Origin of the sequence: uncultured Lawsonella sp., assembly GCF_947252745.1 — a bacterium.
Classification (GTDB): Bacteria; Actinomycetota; Actinomycetes; order Mycobacteriales; family Mycobacteriaceae; genus Lawsonella.
Genome location: NZ_CAMXWW010000011.1, coordinates 1 through 21,462, shown reverse-complemented (window position 1 = coordinate 21,462; position 21,462 = coordinate 1). Strand labels below are relative to the sequence as shown.

Genomic DNA, 21,462 nt, shown 5'->3' with positions numbered 1-21,462 from the left:
GAGCCTGCCAGTCTCCCGCCCCATCCACGATCATGTGTGCTAGCTGGTAGCGCCAGGAGTAGCTGTAGTTTCTGCCTTCCAGCCTTCCTTGAAGGTCGTCTTGACCGACCAGCCGTCCTTGCCAGGGAACGCAGTCCAGGTAACCTCGTACACCACAGCATCCTCGGTGGTGTACTTCATAGAGCCACGCTCAGTGATACGGGCATTAGCCAGTACAATACGGCGGGCCTTGTCCTTGTCGACCACATCGAGATACAGGACGCTGTTCTTCAGCTCAGGGTGCCCCTGCTCAGTGATGGTTACAGAACCATCGGCGTTAGTCGTCATTGCCGACGGGTCGACACCGTAGAACAGGGAGTTGGTCTGGAGGTCAGACTGGAGCAGGGTTGCCTTCACGGTAACCTGGCTCTTGGTGATCTCGACACGGACAGGGTTAAGTTCCTGCCAGGCCTCAATCTCAGCCTTATCTTCCTCACGGCCAACCTCTACACCGTCCTTGGTGATGTAGCCGAGGGGCTTCTGGATAGCGTCATCGTAGGCGGCGAACCCATCAACGATCGGCTTAGACATATCGTTCTGAATACGGATACCACCAGTGATACCCATACGGATAGCGTCGGCGCTGAGGCCTACGCGATGATAGGGAGTTTCAGCCATTGGGCTATTTCCTTTCATGAAAAAACCGCCAGCTAGTGGCGGTTTTGATTGTTCGAACAAAGTTACGAAAGAAGCGGATCAGCGGAACATAACGCTCGCCTCAGCCCCAACGCAACGCACACGAGGATTCTTATCCGGGCGAGTAGAGAAGAAACCACAATTAGCAGACATGAACGGTGCTGACGGGTCATCAACAGCAGCATCCAGCACCTTCTGCACCTCAACAGCGAGATCATAGGAGGAAGCCCTGTTGAACCCAACAACCTCAATATCGGCGTTGAACTCAGCAGAGAGCACGTCACCCTGCCATGCCCGCATTGGGGCGGAAGGCAGATCGTCCACCACTACGCACGGCTGATGCTTAGCGAGATCAGCATCCGGAGGAAGTCCATTACCGATCCACACACCCGGCAGTTTCTCGATCAAATACTGGATGAGACTAGCCAGCATATCGTAGTGTTTCATCGCTTAACCTCCCTCACCGCCCGGCGCAGAGCACGGATACGCTTAGCGCCCTCCGACCCATACTCTTCCTCCGCGCTATCAGAGGTAATGCGTACCCCGTAGCGGCCATTAGGAAGCGTATAGGACTCAGACGAAAAGTGGGCAGTGCCTCCAGCGGCAGCGGTATAGCGGATAGCCTTCTCCTCCACCTTCGCCGCCTGAAGATCAACACCTCGGCGTACCTGGTCGAGCTGCATAACCTCCTGGAACAGCTCGTCACCATCAATAACAGCGTGTCTACCCACTGTGCACCTCCAGGTGGCACTCGACGTGGTCCACGCCATTAAGGCCAGGCCAACGCCTAACCTCGCCATCGACATCCAAGAGCAGCCCGTTAGCGCGTACACGGTCGCGGGGGCGAAGATCAATATCCACGCCAGGCTGAGTGAATAACGTATACCCGCTAATGCTTAGCACGCGTGCACCGTTAGACTCCGCCTCAACACTCGTTGTTGGTTGCAGCTCCACCGGATGCGGCACCGGGATAACTTCTGCGCCCTCAGCAGGATCGTAGGAGTATTCATCAGTCCCAGTGCCGTATCCGTAGCGGCCTGCGTCTTGCTTAGCAGGCCTAATGATCTCAATGTGAGTTGCGTAAAACATTAGGCCTCCAGTGGGAGCCGGTAAGGGTCAAGAATAGAGTATTCCTGCCCTGTGGCCGCGATACCGGCACCAGCACCACGCCCATAGCTTTCAGACCGTCCGCCCACCGTCATAGACGAAATCCCAGCAGGCGTCATAAGAGCACGCTCTGCCAGAGTCGCCACGACAGAATCAATGGCGGGGCAGTCCTCGAAACCGTGCGTGAACCGCACTTCCACACTGCGAAACTCACGCGGCCACACGCCATGCCGGAGACGAAGAAGCCCCTTCGCCGACCAGGTGTACTGGTTTTCAGGAAGAAGCTCTCCGTCAACCTCAACAGTGGCGACACTGAGAACATGCAGTGAAGGAAGCTGAAGAATCTTCAGGCCGTTACCGTCAAGAAGAACCGTATCCTCACGCACCGGCGCGATATGCCAGCCACAGTACTGTTCCACGAACGAGCGTGCGGCAGCGATACACGCATCAGCGGCATCACCACCGTTAGCGAGACGCGGCGAAATGTTTTTAGGCTCCACTGCCCTTTACCGCCTTATTACGTGCTGTACGGGCGCGGTTCTGTGGCTTCGGGGCTGCCTTAGCTGGAGCAAGCTCTAACCCGAGTGCCTTAGCTGTCTCTTCCTCATACTGCATCGTATGGGGAAGACCGGCAATCCACACCGTGTACTCTTTCATCATTTATGCACCAGCCGCATCCGAAAGAGTAACCTTAGCGAACGCCTGCGGGACACGGACAGCAAGAGCAATACGTTCTTCAGCCCGAACAGTCATCATATTGTGAAGGAAGTCATCCCCAGCAGTGTCGAACGCCACAGACACGCCGCCCTTACGGTACACAGTGCCGCCCATACGGAAGGAACCGACCAGAGCAGTACCCTTAGCGATAGCCGGGGTAATGATGGTCTTAAGACCCCACAGATTAGGCTGAGACACAACACCGTCAATACCGTAGGCACCAGTGAAGAAACCACCACCGTAGTACTGATTATTAGCGTCCTTGGACAAGCGGAACGCCTCATAGTCAGCAGGGTTCAGCACAATACCGTCAGCAACAAGATCAGTAGCAGTAGAAATAGCGGTAGTAGCCTTGTAGACCACATCAGCATTCTCAGCCTTCTTAGTAGCGGCAAGAGTCTGCACACCCTCACGGTTCAGAAGACCCTTAATACCACCAGCAGCGCCGGTACCAGCAAGAAGTTCCTTCTCTTCGGCAACCATCAACTCATAGACAAGACGATTATTAATCTCATCCATAAGACCGGGGTAGTCAGTGCGGAACTCCTCAGACACCTTAATCCAGCCAGCCAGCTTAGCCAGAGACTCGGTAACAGGCTTAGGGGTAGCAAAACCCAGCTGAGGCTTAGCAGCACCCTCAGCGACCCAACCGAAGTCGCCAGTCTTAGCACCCTCTACCAGGTAGCTGATAGCAGCACCAGCGATAGTGGAGGCGGACAGAAGATCAGCCACAACCGGGCGCTCACGCTTGCCGATAACCAGGTTGGAATCATACTGTGTAGCGAACGGCTGCAACTCGGAACTCGTCAAGATCTCGTTGGCCTTAAACTCGGGAGCGTACAGAACGCGCCCATCCTTCAGTTCTGCCAGCTGGTCCTTCACCGCATCCACGGCGAACTCGCCAAGGCTCTTAGCCTGAACGGCAGCTTCCTTTTCCATAGGCACAGTTAATCCTTTCAGGAGAGCCTGCCCGCTGGCACGCTTCTCCATATCCTTCTTGAGGCCCTCAGCCTCAGCACAAACAGTATTAAAGGCCTCGATCTCCTCGGTAGAGTTCAAGCCCTTTTCTTCCAGCTCGGAGGCCTCCTTTAGCTTGGCCTCGAACATCTCTTTAATATCCATGCGGATACTCCTTTCAGTTCTTCAGTGCGGCGAGTCGCAACGCCGCATAGAGACCAACGGAAGGCACGAGGGTGTTTGCGCTGGCCTTACTAGCAGGATCATCATCCTCTAGCGACGGACGCTCCACATTGGCACGCTTCTCGTCGTCTGGTACATCCCCGTCCGGGGTATCGCCCGGCACCTCGGGCGGCGCAAGATACCCATCAATAGCCTCGACGGCCTCCATGAGCTCCTCACGCAAGTCTTGTAGACGCTGCTCAGAAAGATCACCAGCAGCCTTAACAGCAGCAACAGCACGATTCTTCACAGCAATAATCTCCGTCTCCGGATTAGCCCCCACCGTCACGATAGACACCTCGTACAGCTCCAAATCCTTAAGCTGAGTCACATCACCGTCACGCTCATAATCCACAACATTGAACGCGAATGAAAGGTCACGGACTCGACGACCCTTACACAGCTTGTACACCTGGCGAGCTTTCGGATTATCCTCTAAATCAAAACGAGCACGAACAAGAAGCCCACGCTCATCTTCCTTCGCCTCGGTAACCCAACCGATGTTAGACATAGGGTCATCCATATCATGCCCCCACAAAAGGGGAATATAATCTCCCGACGATTTCCACTGCTCCAGAGTGCGCTCGAACGCACCCTTCACCACAACATCGCCATACGAGTCAACATTGCCGAAGATAGAGGCGTACGCCAGAATCTCCCCATCGTCGAGCCGGTCATCAACACCGGCCTGTTTAATCTTTGCTTGCCAGCATTTAGACCGCATCGCTCACTCCTTCATCTGTAGGTGCAAAATCATCAGCTGTACCCATGTTCAATGGGATGTATAGTTCATCGCCGTTATCAATATTCGGAAGGTTCTGCAAAGACCGAGCCTCGTTAACCGTCATAAACGGGCGACCGACAGCAGACTGGAGAACACGCGCCTGCTCCTCAAACGAACCACGCAACTTCTCCTGAAGATTGAACTCCACATACACATCGCCGCCAGGGGCAACGAGAGGAACAACAACCTGATTGAGTTTCGACTCAATCTGTTTCAGAATCGGTGCCAACGTATCCCCATACAGCATCCGCCGAAACTCTCGGACGTTGGAGTAATTAGCACCGTCGTTCTGCCCTAGCATCGTGGGGTTGACATGGTAGACGGCCGCAACAGTCTGTAACGCCAGCTTTGAGGCCTCCACGAACTCTTCCTCATGACTGGAGAACCCCATCTTCTCCAGCTTCATCCCATCTTCAAGGACAGGGACACCGCCAGCTTCCGCGCCCCTCCCCGTGTAGGCGCTCTTAAACGATGCGGCGAAACGCTCCTTCTGCTCATTCGTCCATGTAGCGCCAGCAGGACGGCTAATGTAAGCATTCAACCTTGGGTTATTCGTCCAAATCTGGGTTCTATACACGCTAGCCTGAATCTGCTCCCATAGAATCTTCCGAAGCGCATTAACAGGAGAATCCCCCGTCAACGGATTAATAGGATTCCAGCCGTGCAAGTAAACAGCGTTCTCAGCCTTCACCTCGACAGGCTGCCCCATCCCAGGACGCTGAATCAGAAACGCATCAATCTTAAACGGGTTATCATTCGACACCACTTTTGACTGTAGCCACGACGGAGGGACACGGTACATCTCCCAGCGTGCATCAACGCCCCGCCCCGTAGGAAGCACGACCAGCAGGGCCTCATCATAAAGCGCGAGATCGGCAACAGTGCCATTCATCAACTCGTACATCGTTTCGGCACTGTTCGGCTCCTTCACCATCCGCGCCAGCTCAGTATCACGGAGCCGGATACGCGAACCATCATCGGCACGCTCCAAAACATGGATAGACACAGAAGCCACAGAGCGGGAAAGAAAACCAACAACCATCCGAAGATACGGTTGCTCTTTCCAGAATCGCTCAACAGACATCCCCATAACCTCGCCCTGCGCAAAATCAAGGACAGGCTGGACAACAACATCAAACGAGGGGACTTTCGGCGGGCGTAAACCCAGAAAAGACAGAACGCCCATCAGCACATCACCACTCCACTATCTTCGTACGCAGAAACAAAAACTTCAGGCTTAGGCCTACCTAACAGCCACACAGCAGCATTAGCCGCTACCAGTGGGGCAACATCAACCGGAGTATTCTTCCGATCCCACACCCACGCATCGCCAACAGGCTTCACGCGGGCAACACTAGCGGCAGCGTCCAAAACAGGCTGGGAACGATGCTTAACCTCACCGGCAGCTACAAGGTCATAGAACAGAGAGCACCCCTTAGAGAGCTCGCTAGACTGCCACGCCACCACATCGATACCGCACTCCTGCAAATCATCCGCTACAACGCTCACCGGTGCCCCACGCCCCTGCAAAGCAATCTGCCCCGGAAACCAGCCACGCTCAGGCGATAGAAGCCACTGAGGCAGCCAACGTGACCCAGCACGCTGTGCCACCACCTCGACCCCAATCTTCCCGTCCTCAGTCTCATACGCGACCGCCACATACAACTTCGATCGGTCGTACGACATATCGCACCCCACAGCCACCCTGGCTCCAGGGGCAGGCTCGCAGCCATCATCTAACGACCGCTCCCACGCCCCCTCCGGGAACACGCCATGCTCGACAGCTTCCACCCACTGGCATAGATGCTCAGTCTTAAACCCCTCAACAGTAGAAGAAGAAAAACTACCCCTAAGCGTACGCAACTCAATTGTGTGTCCCAACGACGGATTAGCCAGCCCCCACAACGACTCGTCAGCAGGATCAGCAGCATCAGGGACAGACCACTCAAACAACGCCAACGACGACTCCCGATCATTCGTGTTAATCGCATCAATGCCCTGTTTCCGCAACTGCCGAAGCACCACAGAATACTTATCCCCCGCATTCGACGTACACACAATCTGCCCGCGCGGACGAGCAGTAGTAGCCGGAGTAATAGCGTCATACGCCTCGAAAGACTGATGCTGCCGCAACTCGTCGATGATCACAAGATCACGCGTCAAAGAACGGCCACCGCCGCGGTTAGCGGACTGCACATCCCACACCCGCTCCTCCCGCTCCTCCTTCACAGAAGAGCCAGGCCTAATAGGGTTCAGAAACACCTTCCGCTTACCGTTCGTCCGCATATACTGGCGCAACTCCCGGCGCAGAGCAGGAACAGCCTCAATCTCATCCACACCCTCAGCAAGAGTGTTCTCCGCGTACTCCAACGTGTGGGCAGTAGACGTCACACCAATAGCCCCATCCATGAACAGGCGCCACAGAGCGAGACCAATAAGCCACTTTGTTTTGCCGTTCTGCCGGGCAACCAAAATAACAAGAGTCTGAAACCGGTAGCGGTTACCACCCGGGAGAAGTTCCAGCGCATGGATATACAGCCAACGCTGCCAGGGGAGCAGCGACCAGCCGCAAATATTCTCCAAGAAATCGCAGCACTCAAACCCCAACGACGTTTCAGGAGTCAGCTCACGCAACGGGGCAGGGAACAGACGTGGCTCCTCAGACCCCACCACATCATCACGCACGGCGCGCCCTCATCTCCGCCAACTCATCCCGAACCTCAACACGACGATCAGGAACAAGCGCAGAACGAGAATCAAGAGTCAAACCAAGCGACTTCAACCCCGACAAAAACAAACCCCCAACATAAGACACCTTCCCACCCGGATCTTCATCCAACAAACGCGCATACACACGGCACAACTCAACAGCCGCTAAATCAGACTCACACAGCCAATCAGCAGCAGCCACAGCAGCCTCAAACTGCCCCAAAACACTACTCTCGGCAGACATCAAAACTCCTACACAAACGAAAATAGATACACACTAAACCCCACAACCCCACACACCAACACCACAAAAAACAACCCCCCTACCACCACGGGGGTAAAGAACAGCTAACCGGCGCGAATGGGGCCGTTTATGGGGTTTTGGTGATTTTGGGGCCCCTCCTGTTTTGTGTGTTGTGTTGGTGGTGTGTGGTTACCATGTGCGGCTGTTTGTTCCGAGGCTTGTTGGTGTTTTGTTGGATCGTTGGATGTTGCAGCTTCGGTGTGCTGGGCGGAAGTTGGTGGGGTCTTCGAGTAGGTGGGGGTGGGTGCTGTAGGGGAGCATGTGGTCGATGGTGAATGATTGTTGGTGTGTGGGTGGGAGGTTGTAGTTGATGGGTTGTCCGCATAGCCAGCATGGTGTGTTGGTTTGCTGGCATTGGTGCTTGTATTGTTTTCTGATTGTTTGCATTCGGCGGGTGTTGGGTCGTTTTCCCATCTGTTTTGCCTGTGGTGGTTGTGGGTATGAGTAAACCCCCGCGGGATTTCTCCCTTGGGGGTTTCTTCTCTGGAGTTGGTGGCGGCGGTTTTGTTCACTTCCGCCTTACGGCTTTAGCCTACCATATTAAGCGGCAATAGGTGTGTGTTTATGCACTTTTACGTGCTTTTTTACTCCTAATCCATGCATCTACGCGGTCAGTAATCTCATACATATTCCAATAGTTTTTGCCCTCATAGTTGAGAGGTTGTATTTCCTGGAGCCATTGACGCTGAGTCCGATCTGGTATCCCTCGATCTGTGAGGTATCCACGGATTACTTCTCTGGTAAAGCACTTTCGTTCGAGAGACTCAATACACATTGCTTTAATGATTGCAATGTCTAATATGGCACCGCATGTGCAGGTTATTTCTCCGCGATCATGGTAGCTGTAGATTGATTCTCCGCACTCTGGGCATACTCCTATGCAGTTTGGGTACTTCGGCCTATCGACGATGGCGACGATGTGGCGTGCCCACTGTGCTATATCGTCGGCGAGTTTCTCCGCGTCTTCGTAGGCTGCCATTTTCATGTGGTTACGACTGAGCCATGTGAGGCAATCAACGATGGCTATGGTGTGGGCAAACGGTGTGGTGTAGCCGAGTGTTTCGCAGATGTCTGGTAGGGCTATAGCTAGCTCATGCTGTAGATCGCTTGCTCTCACGCTGAAGGGGAGGGGGCTTTCGGCACTGTGCCGCCCTTGACCGTGGTATCTGGTCTGCCGGGTCAGCACATTATTCAAATCTTTGGTATGCGCCAGGATGGTAGCCAGGTCTTTGAGTAGGTACTCTCTCTGCTGTCTATCCAGGTAGTAATCCTCAGGCATGATTGTCTCCTACTCGGGGATAACGTAGCCGTAGTTGCTTGTGCGAAAGTTACGCCACGCTTGCGACGGGGTAGGGCCACGCTGATTCTGATACTTGGAGGAAAGGCACTCGTCGCCGTAGGGGTGTGCTGCGGGGCTGCGCAGTTCGAAGAAGCACACCTGACCTATCCTCATTCCTGGGTAGAGTTTGATGGGGAGGTTGGACACGTTGGAGAGTTCCAGGGTGATTTGTCCCGTGAAGCCGGGGTCGATGAAGCCGGCTGTGGAGTGTGTCATCAGTCCGAGGCGCCCCAACGAGCTTTTCCCCTCTAGGCGTGCTGCAACGGTATCTGGGAGTGTGATTGTCTCTTTTGTGGAGGCTAGGGCGAACTCTCCGGGGTGCAGGATGAAGCACCCGAATGATGATAGTTCTACAAGTGCGGTGAGCTCGTCTTGCTGCTGTGCGGGGTCGATGTGGGTGTATCGATGGGAGTTGAAGATACGGAACTGTAGTCCAAGTCTCACGTCGATACTAGACGGCTGGAGGAGGCTACGGTTGTAGGGGGTTATGTTGATCTCTCCGGCGTCGATGAAGTCCTCTATATCAGTGTCTGATAGCAGCATCACAGCCCCTTTTCCTTAAGCTCGCGGATCTGCTCACGAAGTGATTCGATCTCCTTGACATAGGCTGCGCGCTCCTTGACATAGACTTCGCGCTCCTTCCACCACTCCTCCTCACGCTCCACGTACTGGTAAATTGTGGAGATGCACATTGCTGAGGTTTCGAGAGTGGAGACAGCTAGCCAGGTGTCGTCGTGTTCGACGGCGACGAAGTTAGCGTATGTCCCGTAGTTCTTCTCCATTGTGCTTAGCTGTGTGGCTGCTGATTCGAGTGTGTTGTTTTCGCCCCATACCCAGGTTGCCTCGCTGGAGTGGGCTAGGCGCTCGTCGCGGAGATTGCCGGGGACTTCCTCGTCTCTCCAGGTGTCGTTTTCTGTCAGGTAGTCCATGACCGTGTGGTAGGCGTCGATGTTCTTGATCATTGGTTTTTCTCCTCCAGGAGTTCGCACATATGTTCGAGTTCCATGATTGCGAGCCATTTGGCAGGTTTCCCGCCATACCCGCGTAGTTTCCAGATGAGGATGCCGTGCTGGTAGGGGGAACGCTCGACTTGCTGGGTTAGTTGTGTGAGCCAATCGCGCCAGAGGGGGGCGTGCAACGTCTTTTACTTGCCAGGTGGTGTTGAGGGCGTGGATGTCGCCCTCGTCTTCTCGTCTGCCGGGGCGGGTACGGCGGGCGTCATTGTCAAACTGTTTCAGCACAGCGAGGACGGCACGCTCAGCCCTATCACCCTTAGCCTTGTTCGGGTGCGGCACGGCTAGTCCTCGCCTCCGACGGCCTCAGAAACATTTTCTAAAGCTATCAGTGTGTTAGTAGCAGCATTATCGAGAGATTTGTTCAATGCTCCGATTTGTATACCGCAAGAAACAACATCGTTCTCGTACAGATATACGTCTCTCATGACTCTGTGTAATGCGAATAAAAGCATTTTTAGATCATCAAGAAGACAATATTTACTGTTTGTGTCACCGTATGCCGATACGTACCAGTCGGTGCTTCCGTATGGAACTTCTTTATCGCTCATAGTTGACCTCCTGGTAGTCGAAGTCTGATTGTGTGAATTGGTCGATGTCGTCGGAGTCCATCGGGTAGTGCCGCCACTTTTTGATGGGGTACCAGGCGCCGTCCGCGCATTTCTTGAAGCCGGGGCAGGTGCTGTTCATGAGCCGCGTGCCGATCGGCTGTTTCTTGAGTAGCTCATTCGTTACCAAGTGGTTCTCCTAGCTCGCTCAATCGGCACTGGAGTAGCGCTTTCTGATTCGTAAAATCGTTGATCATCCGGTCGAGTTGGTTGATTTTTCCTCGTAGCGCCCACGGCATATTAGCTGCGTTCCCGGGCTCAACGGCGACGGAGGCGCGCTGTTTATCCACGTAGCCGCCGATAACGTCCCACCGTTTATCACTGTGCCGGTAGTCGATTATGACGGTCATTCCGCCACCTCCAACTGTTCGAGGAGGAGGCAAATAACCTGGAGTCCATCCTGGTAGTACCGAACTTCGCGCTGGAATGCTGCGCGCTTATCCAGGAGCGAGTTTTTACACTGGTAGCCGTAAGGAACATCAATGCTGATTGTTCGCCCGCCTACAGACGCATACACGACATCATGGCCACAGTGACGGTCGATAGCAGTAACTTTGACTTTCATTGCTCTGTAATCTCCTTGAGGCGCTGTTGGAGGACGCATAGGTCTGCTGCGTACTGGCGGACGAGGTTAGCGCGGATAGTAATCTCCCGTGCCACAGTTGTTACGGTGTCAGGCGGTTCGAGGAGGCAGACGCTTGCTCTTTGCCCGTCCACTTTTCCGGAGAGGATGTAGCAGCTTCCGAGGTTTTCTGTGGTGGTCATGATGGTTCCTTAGAAGGGTGGTTGATCGAGGCTGCCGAAGTCTTGGGAGGGGCTGACTGCCCCACACGTCGTTGCTCTGCAAGCTCCTTGAGGTGTCGCTGCGTGGTCGACAATTCTTCGACGACATTGACGGCGCTGAGGTCCACCAACTCAGTAAGTGCCCGGTGGATGATTCGCTGAAAGTCGGGCGCCTCGGGATTGTTGGGGAGGAAGACTCCAGCCGCTTCTCGAATAACCGTTGGTTTGAGTTTCGCTGTGGGGGACGGGACCCACAGCGACATGTGCTGGTTGTCACTGTCGGTTTGTTTTACCCACGCCAGCTTGGTCAACGTCAGTTCAAGAGCCTGGATGTCCAGGGGTGCGTTATTCATAGTCAAAGCTCCCCTCCAATGCTCTCTGTAGCGGTCATGGTTTCTCCTTAGAAGGGGGGTTGATCGAGGCTGCCGAAGTCTTGGGAGGGTTGACTGCCCCACACGTCGTTGCTCTGCTGGTTTTGCGAGCTATCGCCAGTGTTCTGTTTGTGCATGATTGGCTTCACAGTGAAGGCCTTCATGCGGATAGCGGAGCGATTGGAGCCATCCTTCGCTTTCCACTGTTCCGTGTATGGGGTGCCTGATATGAAGAGTTCATCTCCTTTTCGGCAGGTGTCGTTGATGTACTCAGCTTGCTGCCCCCACAGATTCGCGTCAATAAACAGTGTTGCTATGTTTTGCCAGCCACCTTGGCCGTCTGATTTGCTGTCGGAGGCGGCGAGTCCGAGCGTCGCCACGGCCTTCCCGGACTGGGTGAAGTGGAGTTCTGGATCGCGGGTCAAACGGAAGATTCCGGCGATTCGTGGAATTGTCATTGCTGTGTCCTTTCAGTATGTGGCCGTATTGCGGCCTATTTTCAACGCTAAGCATCCAACATAGCCATACTGGTGTCATTGCCTAGCCATCATTTTTCGGTTGCTTATTTTGGCTCTCAGCCAGTTTTTCGCGGAAACGCCGGTTAACCCCCTCCCAATCGTCAGAATCAACGTCCCACGGAGGCACCCACGCCTCGAACGTGTCAGCCGTCCCCCACGAGACCAGCGGAGTGCCCCATTCCCGGAGAACCCCCAGCTCACGGGCATGATCCTCCATGTGCTTATCCCAATTCGGCCACATACGAGGGCACCGCTGAGTACGCTGAGCCCACGCAAGCACACTTCGGTAGTAGCGGCGATCCTGCGCATCAGTATCACGACTCGCAGACATCGTTTCAGCAGGTCGGAGCGACTTAGACGCCTTGATGATCGCACTCGCAGTGATAGTCTCGCCCGACTCGGCAAGAAGCTTCACCGACTCTTCGACCGTCTGAGCATCCAACCCAGCCCCCAGAAACGTTTCCTCCCACGCTTCAGCAATCGCTACCAGCTCATCCGCATCGTAGAGACGCTGACCACGCAGGCGTTTACCCTTCTCAACAGCACTTTTAGCGGCGATAAACAAGCTCATGACTACGCGCCCCAATCCCAGTCATCGTCGTCATCGTCCTCGTCATCCTCCTCAACACAGGTGGAGGTGATGGAAGGCATAGACACATCATCGGCAACGGCTTTGAGCTGCGCTTTCTCCCGAACATGCTGCTCGCGGAGCATCTGCACCCGAGCCTCATAAAACTCACGCTGGGAAGGCACCGAAGTGGTGTCGTAATCATCGTCGAGCTGCTGGTTAAGCCACGTTGAGGGGTGCGGCCAGTACTCCGGCTCACGCCCCGTACGTATCCACTCTGCCTGCGCTTTCATGAGCTGCGAGCAGATGAACTCCATGCTGTGGGTGCGTCGTTGCTGCTCAAAGCTCTTGCGGGCCTGCTGTTTACCGCGCTTCCTGCCGACCAGCGCCCAGAACCTCTCGAACTCATCGTCCAATTGACGCTTAGATGATTGTTCCATCAGCACTTTGCCGTCGGTAGCAGCACAACATTGATTCTCATCTGCGTTAATGTCGCGAATTTCGCTAGCAGATTTCATGTACTTGCCGTGTCGAAGCCAGAGATAAGCCTTGTAGCGGTACTCAACGATGTAGTCACGCTGCTCTGCGACACGCTCAAGAAGTTCTTCGTGAGTGATGAACTTCAATGCGCTTTTGTATGAGCGTTGAGCCCTTGGCAGCCAATCCTTGATCGGGTATGCGTCCATGAACTCCTTGAAGCCAACGTCGAGAGAGTCGGTTTGTTCTTCTCCGCTTGCCGAAGAAGGGTAAGGGTTACTCTCTATGGACGGTTCTATGGATGGTTTATTGGACGGTTTGTAGGACACAGCTGTGTCCGGTCGTTCGGTCACCGGTGTCCGGTCGTTCCGGTCATACGTGTCCGCCCGGTCATACGTGTCCGCCCGGTCATACGTGTCCGCCCGGTCATACAAATTCACATCCCAAACCACCGGACGACGATCCGGCCGAAAATGCTCCACGAGGCGTTGGTCGCCACGAGAAATAACTCCCATCTCCTCAAGTCGGCAAAGCTGCCGGCGAACAGTACGCACAGAGCAATGACAGCGCTCAGCAAGCCACGACTGCGACGGAAACGCAGAACGACCGTCGTCGCACGCACGATCAGCTAAGGCGAAGAGAAGAACACGCAGTTCAGACTCGGTGACCTGGCAATCTTCTAGAACCCACAGCATTGCTTTGAGGCTCATTCTTCGCACACCTCCCTAACGTTCTCTTCCGTGTCCCGAAGTAGCCAACCTTTTAGGTAAGCCTCACTCGGGTGGGAATGGATATAGTGATGGCAGTAAACACAAACATAAAGACAGTTTTCTACCGTCCCAATATTCCGAGACGTGCCCCCCATCTTCCGTGGCAAACGATGATGAAACGCTCCAAACGGAGTAAACTTCTCGCACAGCTCGCAACGCGCCTGACACCGCTCCAAAACAGCGCCCCGCACCTCCGGAGAAAACTCAGCGCTCACGGCTCCACCATCCCAATAGCGTTATAAGCCTGCTGCACACTTCGACTAATCGACTGCAAACCGCCCAAACACAGCTCAACCGCATTCTTACGATCCCGCGCATACTTATAGGCAACCTCAGCAGTCTCCATAGCCTCCCGCTCAGCCATCGAAGACAGCACAGCGTGCGACTCTTTATCAGGAATAGTGCCTTGAAAATTCGCCTTCTCCGTGTGGTATTTCTCGTCATAGGCGCGGCCAGCAGCGCGATACTCGGCAAGAGCACGCTCACAGATCTTGGGGGCGCGCATGATCTCGTTCAGGGTGTCACGCAGTTTTTTCTCCAGAATTACTGGCGTGTACTCAAGCTCACTCATGCTTTGAGCTCCTCCCCCCTCCGCTTAAACGCCTCAGAAACAGACTCAGAGCGTGCCAACCCATTGCCAGCGGATAGGTTCCACAACTTCGTCAAAGCGTCCTTATCAGCCGCCTCGGCAATCAGCTTCAGCAGCTCACGCTCAGCCACCTCACGCCGCTGCACCTTCTCCATCTCCTCACGAGAAGCCCGTTTATTACCCGAATAGCCAGCATTAGCAAGGGCACGTCCAAGAGCTGAAGTTTCCGTATTCTCGCAGGCAGCAGCATTATTAGCCACACCTCCCTGCATATCTATCTCACAGGCAGTGCCAGTAGACCACAGCAAACCGTTCTTTCGATCCTCCGGAGACCTGTAGAGCTTGCAGTGGAATACCCAGCGGATAGGCTCAGATGCAGGGCAATCGATCGAATTAAGCATGATCGTTTCCACCACCATAGTGGGGTTATCTTTACGTGCTGCACGATGCCGCTCATCGACAGTTGCATAGTCGTTAGGGTTGAACTGCATTAGTCCTCCTTGAGGGTGAAGCGAATCTGCGTAGACACAGACTCGGAAGAATACTTGTCGAAAACGTCCGGCAGATCAGCGGCCAGCGCTTTACTATCAAGACGGCTTACCCGCCGCTCAGAACACGAAACACTCCCCCACTCGCCAGACACGCGGTCGCCCGTCCCAAGTACCGGCTCAACAAGCTCCAACGCCCGCTTACGCAGCATCTCCGCTTGCACCTTCAGCCGGTTAGACTCACGTACCAAATCAATAGCCTCAGTCAAGATATAAGGCTCGCTAGACTCCCCATAGGCGAAAAAGTCGTCACGCACCCGCAATAGCTTCTCAATAGCGCCTGCGTCGCGCTCCACCAGCACGGAGTGGAACTCTCCTGACATGAAGATTCGGTTAAGGGCACGAACCGGCTCACCACCGATACTGAACGCCATGCCCTTCTGCTCAACGAGCGGGGCAGTCTCGCGGACATTCCACGCGAAAAAACACTCGTCCAGATCACACGTCATCATTTGCCATTGGCACTGGTAGAAGTAGTGCAGAATCCCCAGCTCGCGGAAATCCTCAGCACGCAGCGGATCCGCAGCCACCAGACTGTCCCAGTCGGCCCCGGTGGTCTTGCACTCCACCACAGCACCATGTGTGAAACCGTCCGGGGTGGCGAGACAACGCGGGTCCTCATCCCACGCCACGATATGAGAATTAGCAACAATCGTTTGGTTATCCAGCTCCATGCGGAGCCAATCCAGAATCCTCGGTTCCATAATGTTCCCCCACTCCATAAACGGATTAGAAGGAACCCGCCTGCCAGACTTCTTATCCGCCCACACACCGCCAATAGTCCTCTTACCAGCAGCGATAGCACCGGCTTCCGTCGCCGTCAGCCCCCCACGGCGAATCTCAAGCCAACGCTCCAAATGCGTCTCACGATCGGAATCTTTGATAATCATTCTTCGAACTCCAAATCCTTGTACCAGTCGTAAAGATCAATCTCGGGCGTATCCGGGTGGTCATCCTCGACCTCCCACACCCAACGAGGAACATCACGCATCAATCCCCGCCACCATCGCCAAATAATGGTGAGTAAAGGAACTCGGCCGCGTAGCCGATGTAATCCACACGCCAGCCCTCGGCACACAAGCTTCCCGAACATGCGGAACCCCCTCCTCATCAAACTCAAAACAATCCAGTGCACACTCCCGCATCACAGGACACCCCCTACAGGCCTCAGCTATAGCCTGACGGCGATACCGATTCCCGATACGCTCCAACACTTCGCAGAAATGTGTGTTACCAGCACACTTGGCGTTCTCATGCCACGACATATTCACTAGTGCTCACACCACCTTGTTTCGTCACAGTGACACATGTAGACACCAGCCGGGCGACGATGCCCTGTACAAGATCCGCGACCCCACACACGGCACCCCCAACAGCCATAATGAGAAGAAACCCGAGAGCAGCAGCAGTCATGATTCCTCCTCGCAGACTTCGACGTCCCCGTCGATACGTGTAGTTCCTCCTATGTGGTCGGTGCCGAGTATCCTGGCTGACCCGCAGACTTCGGCGCACCCATCTACCCACGTGTCGCCCCCCACCCTGGCGTCGCCGTACACGTAGGCGTCACCGTACACCCGCGCGTCGCCGTACACGTAGGCGTCGTCGAACACGCACGCGCTGCCCGACACCCAGGCGGAGTCGCACACGTTGGCGCGGTCGAACACGCAGGCATCACCGAACACGCAGGCATCACCGAACACCCACGCGCCATGAGACGCGTCAAGATTCTCCGTGGACTCCACGAAACCACCCAAATCCCCCGCGTGGACATCCTCGTTTATGTCCTTCAACGCGCGGATACGATACAGGATGTGCCCGCACACCTCGACAGTCTCATCCGTCAACTCGTAGAAAAGACCAGTGTTTTCACTCATCGCCATCACTCCACCCCCATATAGGCGAGAAACCATTCGCGAACATCACTCTTCGCATACATCGTGATCGGTCCATGCAGGCCGAACTCATCACGGTTCACCGCCCGCAGCTCGCCTCGCAGCGTCGCCCTTTTTACCGTGTCCTTCGACATTTGGTAGCCGAACTCATCAACGATTAGGTTTGCGGGGCCATCATAGGTGTACACGTACGGTGCAGAATCACTGCTCACTGTCCGCACCCCCCACACGCAGGGTAGGTAGACTTTCAGCGAGACGGTCTAACCCCTTCGGAGTCACCCGCACCGTAGGGGCCGGAACAAACGACTCACCATTAGGCTTCCACTGCGGCATATTCACTTTCACCGCCAAGTAGCCACGCTCAACCGCATACTGCATAGGCTCCCAATAGCCGTGGCAGTGAGTCGTCCAGCCGAGCTCCTGCATCTTCTTAAACAGGCGATCACGGCCAGTATCAACACCCCTACGAGAGTTCAGCGCTTTAGCAGCATCCGCCACCGACATATCACCGGAAGACCCGCAGAACGTCTCCCACGCCCCCGCCCTCGGAGCAAGCTCTTTTATCTGCTGGTCTTTCTCCTCCAACATGTTCTGAGCCTCAATCAACGCCCGGGCCACAAGCTCCGGCCCAGACAACGCCGGGGCAGACAGCCGCTTCTCCATCTCAGAGAAAGCCCGCACAAGACGCTTCTTAAACCCGCGGACAACATCGTTATTCCGCATGTATGTCATGAGGAGGGTAGCCTGCTCACGATTAAGCAGCGCCACTTTTCGTTCTTGCACTCCACCTGCTGTCTCAAAGGGTCGCGTTTGAAACGCGACCCCTCCGAACTCCTCAAAGTCGCCAATATTTGACTTCACCATTTCAAGGACGTTCTTGTGCTGGACGCCTGTTCCGTCAGCAATCACCAGCGAGGTAGTGAAAGCATTACCTTGCTCATCACGATCGACGAGCATAGAATGAGAGATAACGTTAATGTCTTGCATTAGATAGACTCCTTACTTTTTGGCTCCCTAGTTCCAGCTGGGGAGTTTTTTCTTTACGCGGCTCGTATGTCTTGAAGGCTGTCGAGAACCAAAACCTTGTTTGGGCGCGCTCCCAAATCTGCCAAAGCGTTAAGAATGTCAGGTGTTGGGCGACGCGTCTTTATTGCCCGTGTCCAGGTCGGCCGAGAAATGGCGGTTGCCTCCGATAGGTCTACGATCGTCTGTAGCCCATTAACGCGTTTAACACGGTCTAGCTCATCTAAACTGATAAGAAAAGACATCTATTCACGCTCCTTTCCTTGCTCTTTGACAAGATATTACATCTAATCATGACAATGTGGCAAGCATACACATCTAATAGAATTACTTTTCAACGCAATTGTGCAGGAAAACACACTCTTGATGTATCGAAATCTTTACACTATGATGTGTGTTATGGACGAGAAAAGCAGCGTCAAAGAATGGCTAAGCTCCATGACAAAACGGCGTATTACCGCTGTGGAAATCGCAGAAATACTTGGGGTCTCCAGAACTACAGTCAATACCAGGATCACTAAGGGGCTATCGGCAGATGACCTCATCACGGTATGCAGAAGCCTCTGCGTCAATCCGGTAGACGCACTAACAGAGCTTGGCTACCTCGCATACGACGAAGTCATGTCGTTCCAGGACTCCGATGGGAAACTCGTAGATACCGCGACAGAGGGAGAGCTCTCTTTGGAACTCGCACGGAGGCTAAACCCTGCGATCCTAGCGCCGGAGATAAACGCAATAGAGTCGGCAGCACGCCGAGCAACAACGTCGCGCAAGCTCCACAGCGTGGATGGGAATGTTACACACATGCGCCATACTGATGTCCTAGCCCCACTCCCCGACCTAGAAAACCTCGACTACGTCGCACAACACGACACCAACCAGCCCACCAATGATGAGTACGCTGAACACCACAACGAGCCTTAAACGCTACGCAGAAAGCCAAGGCGTAGAAGTTATTGAGCGTCATCTCCCCACCACCTGGCCGCACGCCCTCTACATCCCCGAACTCAACACCATCTACCTAGAAGCGCGGCAACCGCACTGCTACAAGCGGGTGAACCTAGCCCATGAACTCGGCCACGCTGTTCTCGGCCACACTAGACCGCAAACCACATGGTGGGAGGCCAGACAGGAACTCCAGGCCGACATTTTCGCCGCCCGCCTATTGATCAACCCCAGCGACTACGCCCACCTAGAAGAACTCTACGACTCCGCCCCCGCTATCGCGGATGAGCTGGAGGTCACCTTGCATCTGCTGGAGGTGTGGAAAACCACGCAATGCAGCCGGACTCGGCAACAAACCGGGGCCATGTAAGAAAAATGCGGAATACCCCGCGCAACAATAAACAATGCGCGAGAATCGAAACAACAATACCCCTGCCCCCTAAAGGAAGAAAGCCCCATGCCGACACTCAGCACCAACGATTACACCGCCACCACTACCCCGGACGGACTCGCATTCACCCCGAAGAAAGGGCAGCCGCTCACCGTACCATACGGTGCTCTAGAATCCATCACCTGGGCGCCAAACACCCGCAAAGTCGGCAAAGGCAAAGCCCCCCTAACACAAGTAAACTTCGTCTACCGGAATAAAGAACAAAACAGCCTCCCTAAGCCGCTACGCATCGGTGACTCTATGGCTAACGCTACCCCCGAAAACATGGCAGCAATCGAGGCTATCCGAGAGCAAATCATCAATGCCGACCCTATGCCTGAATGGAAGCAAGAAGTAAAACAAGATGAGCTAAACAAAGCACAAGGCAAGCGAGCAATCAAGATCATTATCGGGCTGATTATCGTCGTCGGTCTCGCCATCTGGGGCTTCAGTAGTTGCAGCGGTAAAGATGATGGCAAAACCTCAGCAGAAAGCGGCACAACATCCTCTGCAAAAGTCGAAAAACGCGAGACTAATACGCTCACCTGGGAAGCCGAAACCAGCGGAGGAACCGCTATCTCTGTAACCTACACAACAAAGGGGATGAACATTTCTCAAGAGTCTGACGCTACTTCGCCCTGGGCAAAAGATATTCAGGTAAAAAGCAAATACGACCTGATAGGGGCGAACATGTCTGCCCAGAATACGGGGAGTGGTGATGTGACATGCCGCGCTAAATGGAATGGAAAAGTGGTCTCTGAAAACACGTCTAAGGGAGAGTTCACTATTGCTAGCTGCTCAATAGATATTGACGATTTGGACTAGCTGAAAAGCTGATGGTGGGCGGGCACGATACCGCCCACCTTTTTACTACTATGAGTGTTCAAAAGTACAGTACAGCTAAGGGTGTCCGGTGGCGTGTTCTTTTCGCTACTCCCGACGGCACCCGCACGCAGAAACGTGGCTTCCTTACCAAAACAGCCGCCAAAGCGTGGGAGGCCAAGCTTACCTCAGACATCCTCACCGGCCAATGGGTAGCCCAAAAAACAGGCGCCACAACGTTCTCAACGGTAGGCGACCAATGGTTAGAAAATACCCGCGCTAGAGTGAAACCCTCAACATTCAAGCCAATAGAAGTCGCCTACCGTCTACGCTGCAAACCAACGTGGGGAAACACCCCCATAAATGAAATCAAACACACAGAACTCAAAACATGGATACTAGGCCTCACCAGCGAAAAAGGCGGGCCACTCTCAGCATCATCAATGAGATGCACGCTAGGCGTAATGGCGGGAATACTCGACGACGCGGTACAGGACGGAATCATCGGATCGAACCCCGCGAAAGGGATAAAAACACCACCCAAACCTCGCAAAAAATCCGTCTACCTCACCGCCACACAACTACACGCCCTAGCAGACGAATGCGGGGACCGTCGTAACCTCATCCTCCTACTGGGGTACGTGGGGCTACGGTGGGGCGAAGCTATAGCACTCACCGGGGAAGATGTAGACGTAGACTCTGCCCGCATAACCGTCTCGAAGAATGCTGTGTGGGTAAGCCGCACAATCCACGTAGGCACCCCCAAAAGCGGGCAATCAAGAACAGTACCTATCCCCCGTTTTCTACTCCCAGAATTCGCTACAGCCGCAGGAAACAACACGCTGCTGTTCCCAGGAGACGACGGTGGCTACCTTCCCCTACCCCCTTCCGTAGACGGATGGTTCCAGCGGGCAATCAAAACATCAGGCGTACCTAGAATAACCGTGCATGACCTACGCCACACAGCAGCAAGTCTTGCCGTACAGTCAGGGGCAAATGTGAAGGCGATACAGCGGATGCTTGGACATGCTAGCGCGGCAATGACGCTGGACGTTTACGCTGATCTTTTCGACGATGACTTAGACGATGTGGCCCGGCGTATGGATGAGCGGGCTCGGGCACTCAATCTTATCTAGCTTCCATTTGTTTTGGCGTAAAAGTGTACTTTTTCGTGTAGCCAAAATGTAGCCAAATCTTCTATTTTCGCTACGTTTATACTGTTAGAAGAGTTTTACATGTGGGTTCGAGTCCCACCGAGGGCACTCTCGCAAATCCCTGGTAGATAGCCTGA

35 protein-coding genes and 1 pseudogene are annotated in these 21,462 nt (G+C 54.4%); 5 read left to right on the top strand and 31 right to left on the bottom strand.

Annotation, left to right across the window (positions count from 1 at the left end):
• Positions 1–39 precede the first annotated feature (39 nt).
• The 31 genes from Q0X28_RS07955 to Q0X28_RS07805 form a co-directional block, all read right to left on the bottom strand.
• The gene (locus Q0X28_RS07955) at positions 40–657 is read right to left on the bottom strand and encodes a hypothetical protein (RefSeq protein ID WP_298577480.1); all 618 of its coding nucleotides are present in this window, start codon (positions 655–657) and stop codon (positions 40–42) included.
• A 78-nt stretch (positions 658–735) separates the two neighbouring features.
• On the bottom strand, positions 736–1,122 hold the full coding sequence (locus Q0X28_RS07950) for a hypothetical protein (RefSeq protein ID WP_298577478.1): 387 nt from the start codon (positions 1,120–1,122) through the stop codon (positions 736–738).
• Positions 1,119–1,406 carry a hypothetical protein gene (locus Q0X28_RS07945; protein WP_298577476.1) on the bottom strand — a complete coding sequence of 96 codons (288 nt, stop codon included), beginning with the start codon at positions 1,404–1,406 and terminating at the stop codon, positions 1,119–1,121. Before Q0X28_RS07945 ends, Q0X28_RS07950 begins: the two co-directional genes overlap by 4 nt.
• A complete protein-coding gene (locus tag Q0X28_RS07940) occupies positions 1,399–1,764 on the bottom strand; it encodes a hypothetical protein (protein WP_298577474.1) in 366 nt (121 codons plus the stop codon). Before Q0X28_RS07940 ends, Q0X28_RS07945 begins: the two co-directional genes overlap by 8 nt.
• Positions 1,764–2,282, bottom strand: coding sequence for a hypothetical protein (locus Q0X28_RS07935; RefSeq protein WP_298577472.1), 519 nt, complete (start codon positions 2,280–2,282; stop codon positions 1,764–1,766). The genes Q0X28_RS07940 and Q0X28_RS07935 overlap by 1 nt, the downstream gene beginning before the upstream one ends.
• Positions 2,272–2,442 (bottom strand): hypothetical protein, encoded by a 171-nt coding sequence (locus Q0X28_RS07930; RefSeq protein ID WP_298577471.1) that lies wholly within the window; start codon positions 2,440–2,442, stop codon positions 2,272–2,274. Before Q0X28_RS07930 ends, Q0X28_RS07935 begins: the two co-directional genes overlap by 11 nt.
• Positions 2,443–3,621: a phage major capsid protein gene (locus Q0X28_RS07925; RefSeq protein WP_298577469.1), complete on the bottom strand. Its 1,179-nt coding sequence runs from the start codon at positions 3,619–3,621 to the stop codon at positions 2,443–2,445.
• A gap of 13 nt (positions 3,622–3,634) precedes the next feature.
• On the bottom strand, positions 3,635–4,402 hold the full coding sequence (locus Q0X28_RS07920) for an HK97 family phage prohead protease (RefSeq protein ID WP_298577467.1): 768 nt from the start codon (positions 4,400–4,402) through the stop codon (positions 3,635–3,637).
• Entirely contained in the window at positions 4,392–5,648 is a 1,257-nt protein-coding gene (locus Q0X28_RS07915; RefSeq protein ID WP_298577514.1) for a phage portal protein, read from the bottom strand. Before Q0X28_RS07915 ends, Q0X28_RS07920 begins: the two co-directional genes overlap by 11 nt.
• A complete protein-coding gene (locus Q0X28_RS07910) occupies positions 5,648–7,147 on the bottom strand; it encodes a terminase large subunit (RefSeq protein ID WP_298577465.1) in 1,500 nt (499 codons plus the stop codon). The genes Q0X28_RS07915 and Q0X28_RS07910 overlap by 1 nt, the downstream gene beginning before the upstream one ends.
• Positions 7,140–7,415, bottom strand: a complete 276-nt coding sequence (locus tag Q0X28_RS07905) for a hypothetical protein (RefSeq protein WP_298577463.1) — start codon at positions 7,413–7,415, stop codon at positions 7,140–7,142. Before Q0X28_RS07905 ends, Q0X28_RS07910 begins: the two co-directional genes overlap by 8 nt.
• Before the next feature lie 189 nt (positions 7,416–7,604).
• Positions 7,605–7,862 carry an HNH endonuclease gene (locus tag Q0X28_RS07900; protein ID WP_298577461.1) on the bottom strand — a complete coding sequence of 86 codons (258 nt, stop codon included), beginning with the start codon at positions 7,860–7,862 and terminating at the stop codon, positions 7,605–7,607.
• Between the two features lie 175 nt (positions 7,863–8,037).
• Positions 8,038–8,754: a TFIIB-type zinc ribbon-containing protein gene (locus Q0X28_RS07895; RefSeq protein ID WP_298577459.1), complete on the bottom strand. Its 717-nt coding sequence runs from the start codon at positions 8,752–8,754 to the stop codon at positions 8,038–8,040.
• A gap of 9 nt (positions 8,755–8,763) precedes the next feature.
• Positions 8,764–9,357, bottom strand: a complete 594-nt coding sequence (gene dcd, locus Q0X28_RS07890; protein ID WP_298577512.1) for a dCTP deaminase — start codon at positions 9,355–9,357, stop codon at positions 8,764–8,766.
• Positions 9,357–9,776, bottom strand: a complete 420-nt coding sequence (locus Q0X28_RS07885; protein ID WP_298577457.1) for a hypothetical protein — start codon at positions 9,774–9,776, stop codon at positions 9,357–9,359. Before Q0X28_RS07885 ends, dcd begins: the two co-directional genes overlap by 1 nt.
• A 335-nt stretch (positions 9,777–10,111) precedes the next feature.
• Positions 10,112–10,378, bottom strand: coding sequence for a hypothetical protein (locus tag Q0X28_RS07880; RefSeq protein ID WP_298577455.1), 267 nt, complete (start codon positions 10,376–10,378; stop codon positions 10,112–10,114).
• Positions 10,368–10,565 (bottom strand): hypothetical protein, encoded by a 198-nt coding sequence (locus Q0X28_RS07875; protein ID WP_298577453.1) that lies wholly within the window; start codon positions 10,563–10,565, stop codon positions 10,368–10,370. Before Q0X28_RS07875 ends, Q0X28_RS07880 begins: the two co-directional genes overlap by 11 nt.
• Entirely contained in the window at positions 10,552–10,785 is a 234-nt protein-coding gene (locus Q0X28_RS07870; protein ID WP_298577451.1) for a hypothetical protein, read from the bottom strand. The genes Q0X28_RS07875 and Q0X28_RS07870 overlap by 14 nt, the downstream gene beginning before the upstream one ends.
• Entirely contained in the window at positions 10,782–11,000 is a 219-nt protein-coding gene (locus Q0X28_RS07865) for a hypothetical protein (protein ID WP_298577449.1), read from the bottom strand. The genes Q0X28_RS07870 and Q0X28_RS07865 overlap by 4 nt, the downstream gene beginning before the upstream one ends.
• The gene (locus tag Q0X28_RS07860) at positions 10,997–11,200 is read right to left on the bottom strand and encodes a hypothetical protein (protein WP_298577447.1); all 204 of its coding nucleotides are present in this window, start codon (positions 11,198–11,200) and stop codon (positions 10,997–10,999) included. Before Q0X28_RS07860 ends, Q0X28_RS07865 begins: the two co-directional genes overlap by 4 nt.
• Positions 11,197–11,571 carry a hypothetical protein gene (locus Q0X28_RS07855; protein ID WP_298577444.1) on the bottom strand — a complete coding sequence of 125 codons (375 nt, stop codon included), beginning with the start codon at positions 11,569–11,571 and terminating at the stop codon, positions 11,197–11,199. Before Q0X28_RS07855 ends, Q0X28_RS07860 begins: the two co-directional genes overlap by 4 nt.
• A 47-nt stretch (positions 11,572–11,618) precedes the next feature.
• Complete coding sequence (locus Q0X28_RS07850) at positions 11,619–12,047, bottom strand: single-stranded DNA-binding protein (protein WP_298577442.1); 429 nt, start codon at positions 12,045–12,047, stop codon at positions 11,619–11,621.
• Positions 12,048–12,129: 82 nt separating this feature from the next.
• Positions 12,130–12,678, bottom strand: coding sequence for a hypothetical protein (locus tag Q0X28_RS07845; protein ID WP_298577440.1), 549 nt, complete (start codon positions 12,676–12,678; stop codon positions 12,130–12,132).
• A 2-nt stretch (positions 12,679–12,680) separates the two neighbouring features.
• Positions 12,681–13,862 (bottom strand): helix-turn-helix domain-containing protein, encoded by a 1,182-nt coding sequence (locus tag Q0X28_RS07840; protein ID WP_298577438.1) that lies wholly within the window; start codon positions 13,860–13,862, stop codon positions 12,681–12,683.
• Positions 13,863–14,133: 271 nt separating this feature from the next.
• Positions 14,134–14,493 (bottom strand): hypothetical protein, encoded by a 360-nt coding sequence (locus Q0X28_RS07835; protein ID WP_298577436.1) that lies wholly within the window; start codon positions 14,491–14,493, stop codon positions 14,134–14,136.
• A complete protein-coding gene (locus tag Q0X28_RS07830; RefSeq protein WP_298577434.1) occupies positions 14,490–15,002 on the bottom strand; it encodes a hypothetical protein in 513 nt (170 codons plus the stop codon). The genes Q0X28_RS07835 and Q0X28_RS07830 overlap by 4 nt, the downstream gene beginning before the upstream one ends.
• Positions 15,002–15,949 carry a YqaJ viral recombinase family protein gene (locus Q0X28_RS07825; RefSeq protein ID WP_298577432.1) on the bottom strand — a complete coding sequence of 316 codons (948 nt, stop codon included), beginning with the start codon at positions 15,947–15,949 and terminating at the stop codon, positions 15,002–15,004. Before Q0X28_RS07825 ends, Q0X28_RS07830 begins: the two co-directional genes overlap by 1 nt.
• A gap of 361 nt (positions 15,950–16,310) precedes the next feature.
• Positions 16,311–16,472, bottom strand: a complete 162-nt coding sequence (locus Q0X28_RS07820; protein ID WP_298577431.1) for a hypothetical protein — start codon at positions 16,470–16,472, stop codon at positions 16,311–16,313.
• Positions 16,469–16,969 (bottom strand): hypothetical protein, encoded by a 501-nt coding sequence (locus Q0X28_RS07815; protein ID WP_298577430.1) that lies wholly within the window; start codon positions 16,967–16,969, stop codon positions 16,469–16,471. The genes Q0X28_RS07820 and Q0X28_RS07815 overlap by 4 nt, the downstream gene beginning before the upstream one ends.
• Complete coding sequence (locus Q0X28_RS07810; RefSeq protein WP_298577429.1) at positions 16,939–17,163, bottom strand: hypothetical protein; 225 nt, start codon at positions 17,161–17,163, stop codon at positions 16,939–16,941. Before Q0X28_RS07810 ends, Q0X28_RS07815 begins: the two co-directional genes overlap by 31 nt.
• Positions 17,153–17,938, bottom strand: a complete 786-nt coding sequence (locus Q0X28_RS07805) for a phage regulatory protein/antirepressor Ant (protein WP_298577428.1) — start codon at positions 17,936–17,938, stop codon at positions 17,153–17,155. Before Q0X28_RS07805 ends, Q0X28_RS07810 begins: the two co-directional genes overlap by 11 nt.
• Before the next feature lie 435 nt (positions 17,939–18,373).
• On the opposite strand from Q0X28_RS07805, the gene Q0X28_RS07800 reads away from it, so the two are divergent.
• From Q0X28_RS07800 to Q0X28_RS07785, 5 genes and pseudogenes are all read left to right on the top strand, one after another.
• Positions 18,374–18,898 carry a winged helix-turn-helix domain-containing protein gene (locus Q0X28_RS07800; RefSeq protein WP_298577426.1) on the top strand — a complete coding sequence of 175 codons (525 nt, stop codon included), beginning with the start codon at positions 18,374–18,376 and terminating at the stop codon, positions 18,896–18,898.
• Positions 18,864–19,289 (top strand): ImmA/IrrE family metallo-endopeptidase, encoded by a 426-nt coding sequence (locus Q0X28_RS07795; RefSeq protein WP_298577424.1) that lies wholly within the window; start codon positions 18,864–18,866, stop codon positions 19,287–19,289. Before Q0X28_RS07800 ends, Q0X28_RS07795 begins: the two co-directional genes overlap by 35 nt.
• An 87-nt stretch (positions 19,290–19,376) precedes the next feature.
• Complete coding sequence (locus tag Q0X28_RS07790) at positions 19,377–20,174, top strand: MmpS family transport accessory protein (protein WP_298577421.1); 798 nt, start codon at positions 19,377–19,379, stop codon at positions 20,172–20,174.
• Positions 20,175–20,185: 11 nt separating this feature from the next.
• A pseudogene (locus Q0X28_RS08615) lies at positions 20,186–20,557 on the top strand (Arm DNA-binding domain-containing protein); the annotation flags it as partial.
• 78 nt (positions 20,558–20,635) lie between these two features.
• Positions 20,636–21,307, top strand: a complete 672-nt coding sequence (locus tag Q0X28_RS07785; protein WP_298577418.1) for a site-specific integrase — start codon at positions 20,636–20,638, stop codon at positions 21,305–21,307.
• Positions 21,308–21,462: the final 155 nt, after the last annotated feature.

Bases quoted from the DNA above. Each gene is read 5' to 3' on its own strand.
- Q0X28_RS07880 (WP_298577455.1), bottom strand. From the start codon at position 10,378: ATGAGCGATAAAGAAGTTCCATACGGAAGCACCGACTGGTACGTATCG.
- Q0X28_RS07870 (WP_298577451.1), bottom strand. From the start codon at position 10,785: ATGACCGTCATAATCGACTACCGGCACAGTGATAAACGGTGGGACGTT.
- Q0X28_RS07825 (WP_298577432.1), bottom strand. From the start codon at position 15,949: ATGATTATCAAAGATTCCGATCGTGAGACGCATTTGGAGCGTTGGCTT.
- Q0X28_RS07855 (WP_298577444.1), bottom strand. From the start codon at position 11,571: ATGAATAACGCACCCCTGGACATCCAGGCTCTTGAACTGACGTTGACC.
- Q0X28_RS07850 (WP_298577442.1), bottom strand. From the start codon at position 12,047: ATGACAATTCCACGAATCGCCGGAATCTTCCGTTTGACCCGCGATCCA.
- Q0X28_RS07915 (WP_298577514.1), bottom strand. From the start codon at position 5,648: ATGGGCGTTCTGTCTTTTCTGGGTTTACGCCCGCCGAAAGTCCCCTCG.
- Q0X28_RS07815 (WP_298577430.1), bottom strand. From the start codon at position 16,969: ATGGTTTCTCGCCTATATGGGGGTGGAGTGATGGCGATGAGTGAAAAC.
- Q0X28_RS07835 (WP_298577436.1), bottom strand. From the start codon at position 14,493: ATGAGTGAGCTTGAGTACACGCCAGTAATTCTGGAGAAAAAACTGCGT.
- Q0X28_RS07895 (WP_298577459.1), bottom strand. From the start codon at position 8,754: ATGCCTGAGGATTACTACCTGGATAGACAGCAGAGAGAGTACCTACTC.
- Q0X28_RS07785 (WP_298577418.1), top strand. From the start codon at position 20,636: ATGGCGGGAATACTCGACGACGCGGTACAGGACGGAATCATCGGATCG.
- Q0X28_RS07860 (WP_298577447.1), bottom strand. From the start codon at position 11,200: ATGACCACCACAGAAAACCTCGGAAGCTGCTACATCCTCTCCGGAAAA.
- Q0X28_RS07930 (WP_298577471.1), bottom strand. From the start codon at position 2,442: ATGATGAAAGAGTACACGGTGTGGATTGCCGGTCTTCCCCATACGATG.
- Q0X28_RS07800 (WP_298577426.1), top strand. From the start codon at position 18,374: ATGGACGAGAAAAGCAGCGTCAAAGAATGGCTAAGCTCCATGACAAAA.
- Q0X28_RS07925 (WP_298577469.1), bottom strand. From the start codon at position 3,621: ATGGATATTAAAGAGATGTTCGAGGCCAAGCTAAAGGAGGCCTCCGAG.
- Q0X28_RS07900 (WP_298577461.1), bottom strand. From the start codon at position 7,862: ATGCAAACAATCAGAAAACAATACAAGCACCAATGCCAGCAAACCAAC.
- Q0X28_RS07840 (WP_298577438.1), bottom strand. From the start codon at position 13,862: ATGAGCCTCAAAGCAATGCTGTGGGTTCTAGAAGATTGCCAGGTCACC.
- Q0X28_RS07805 (WP_298577428.1), bottom strand. From the start codon at position 17,938: ATGCAAGACATTAACGTTATCTCTCATTCTATGCTCGTCGATCGTGAT.
- Q0X28_RS07830 (WP_298577434.1), bottom strand. From the start codon at position 15,002: ATGCAGTTCAACCCTAACGACTATGCAACTGTCGATGAGCGGCATCGT.
- Q0X28_RS07865 (WP_298577449.1), bottom strand. From the start codon at position 11,000: ATGAAAGTCAAAGTTACTGCTATCGACCGTCACTGTGGCCATGATGTC.
- Q0X28_RS07950 (WP_298577478.1), bottom strand. From the start codon at position 1,122: ATGAAACACTACGATATGCTGGCTAGTCTCATCCAGTATTTGATCGAG.
- Q0X28_RS07920 (WP_298577467.1), bottom strand. From the start codon at position 4,402: ATGCGGTCTAAATGCTGGCAAGCAAAGATTAAACAGGCCGGTGTTGAT.
- Q0X28_RS07940 (WP_298577474.1), bottom strand. From the start codon at position 1,764: ATGTTTTACGCAACTCACATTGAGATCATTAGGCCTGCTAAGCAAGAC.
- Q0X28_RS07955 (WP_298577480.1), bottom strand. From the start codon at position 657: ATGGCTGAAACTCCCTATCATCGCGTAGGCCTCAGCGCCGACGCTATC.
- Q0X28_RS07885 (WP_298577457.1), bottom strand. From the start codon at position 9,776: ATGATCAAGAACATCGACGCCTACCACACGGTCATGGACTACCTGACA.
- Q0X28_RS07795 (WP_298577424.1), top strand. From the start codon at position 18,864: ATGATGAGTACGCTGAACACCACAACGAGCCTTAAACGCTACGCAGAA.
- dcd (WP_298577512.1), bottom strand. From the start codon at position 9,357: ATGCTGCTATCAGACACTGATATAGAGGACTTCATCGACGCCGGAGAG.
- Q0X28_RS07790 (WP_298577421.1), top strand. From the start codon at position 19,377: ATGCCGACACTCAGCACCAACGATTACACCGCCACCACTACCCCGGAC.
- Q0X28_RS07845 (WP_298577440.1), bottom strand. From the start codon at position 12,678: ATGAGCTTGTTTATCGCCGCTAAAAGTGCTGTTGAGAAGGGTAAACGC.
- Q0X28_RS07905 (WP_298577463.1), bottom strand. From the start codon at position 7,415: ATGTCTGCCGAGAGTAGTGTTTTGGGGCAGTTTGAGGCTGCTGTGGCT.
- Q0X28_RS07820 (WP_298577431.1), bottom strand. From the start codon at position 16,472: ATGACTGCTGCTGCTCTCGGGTTTCTTCTCATTATGGCTGTTGGGGGT.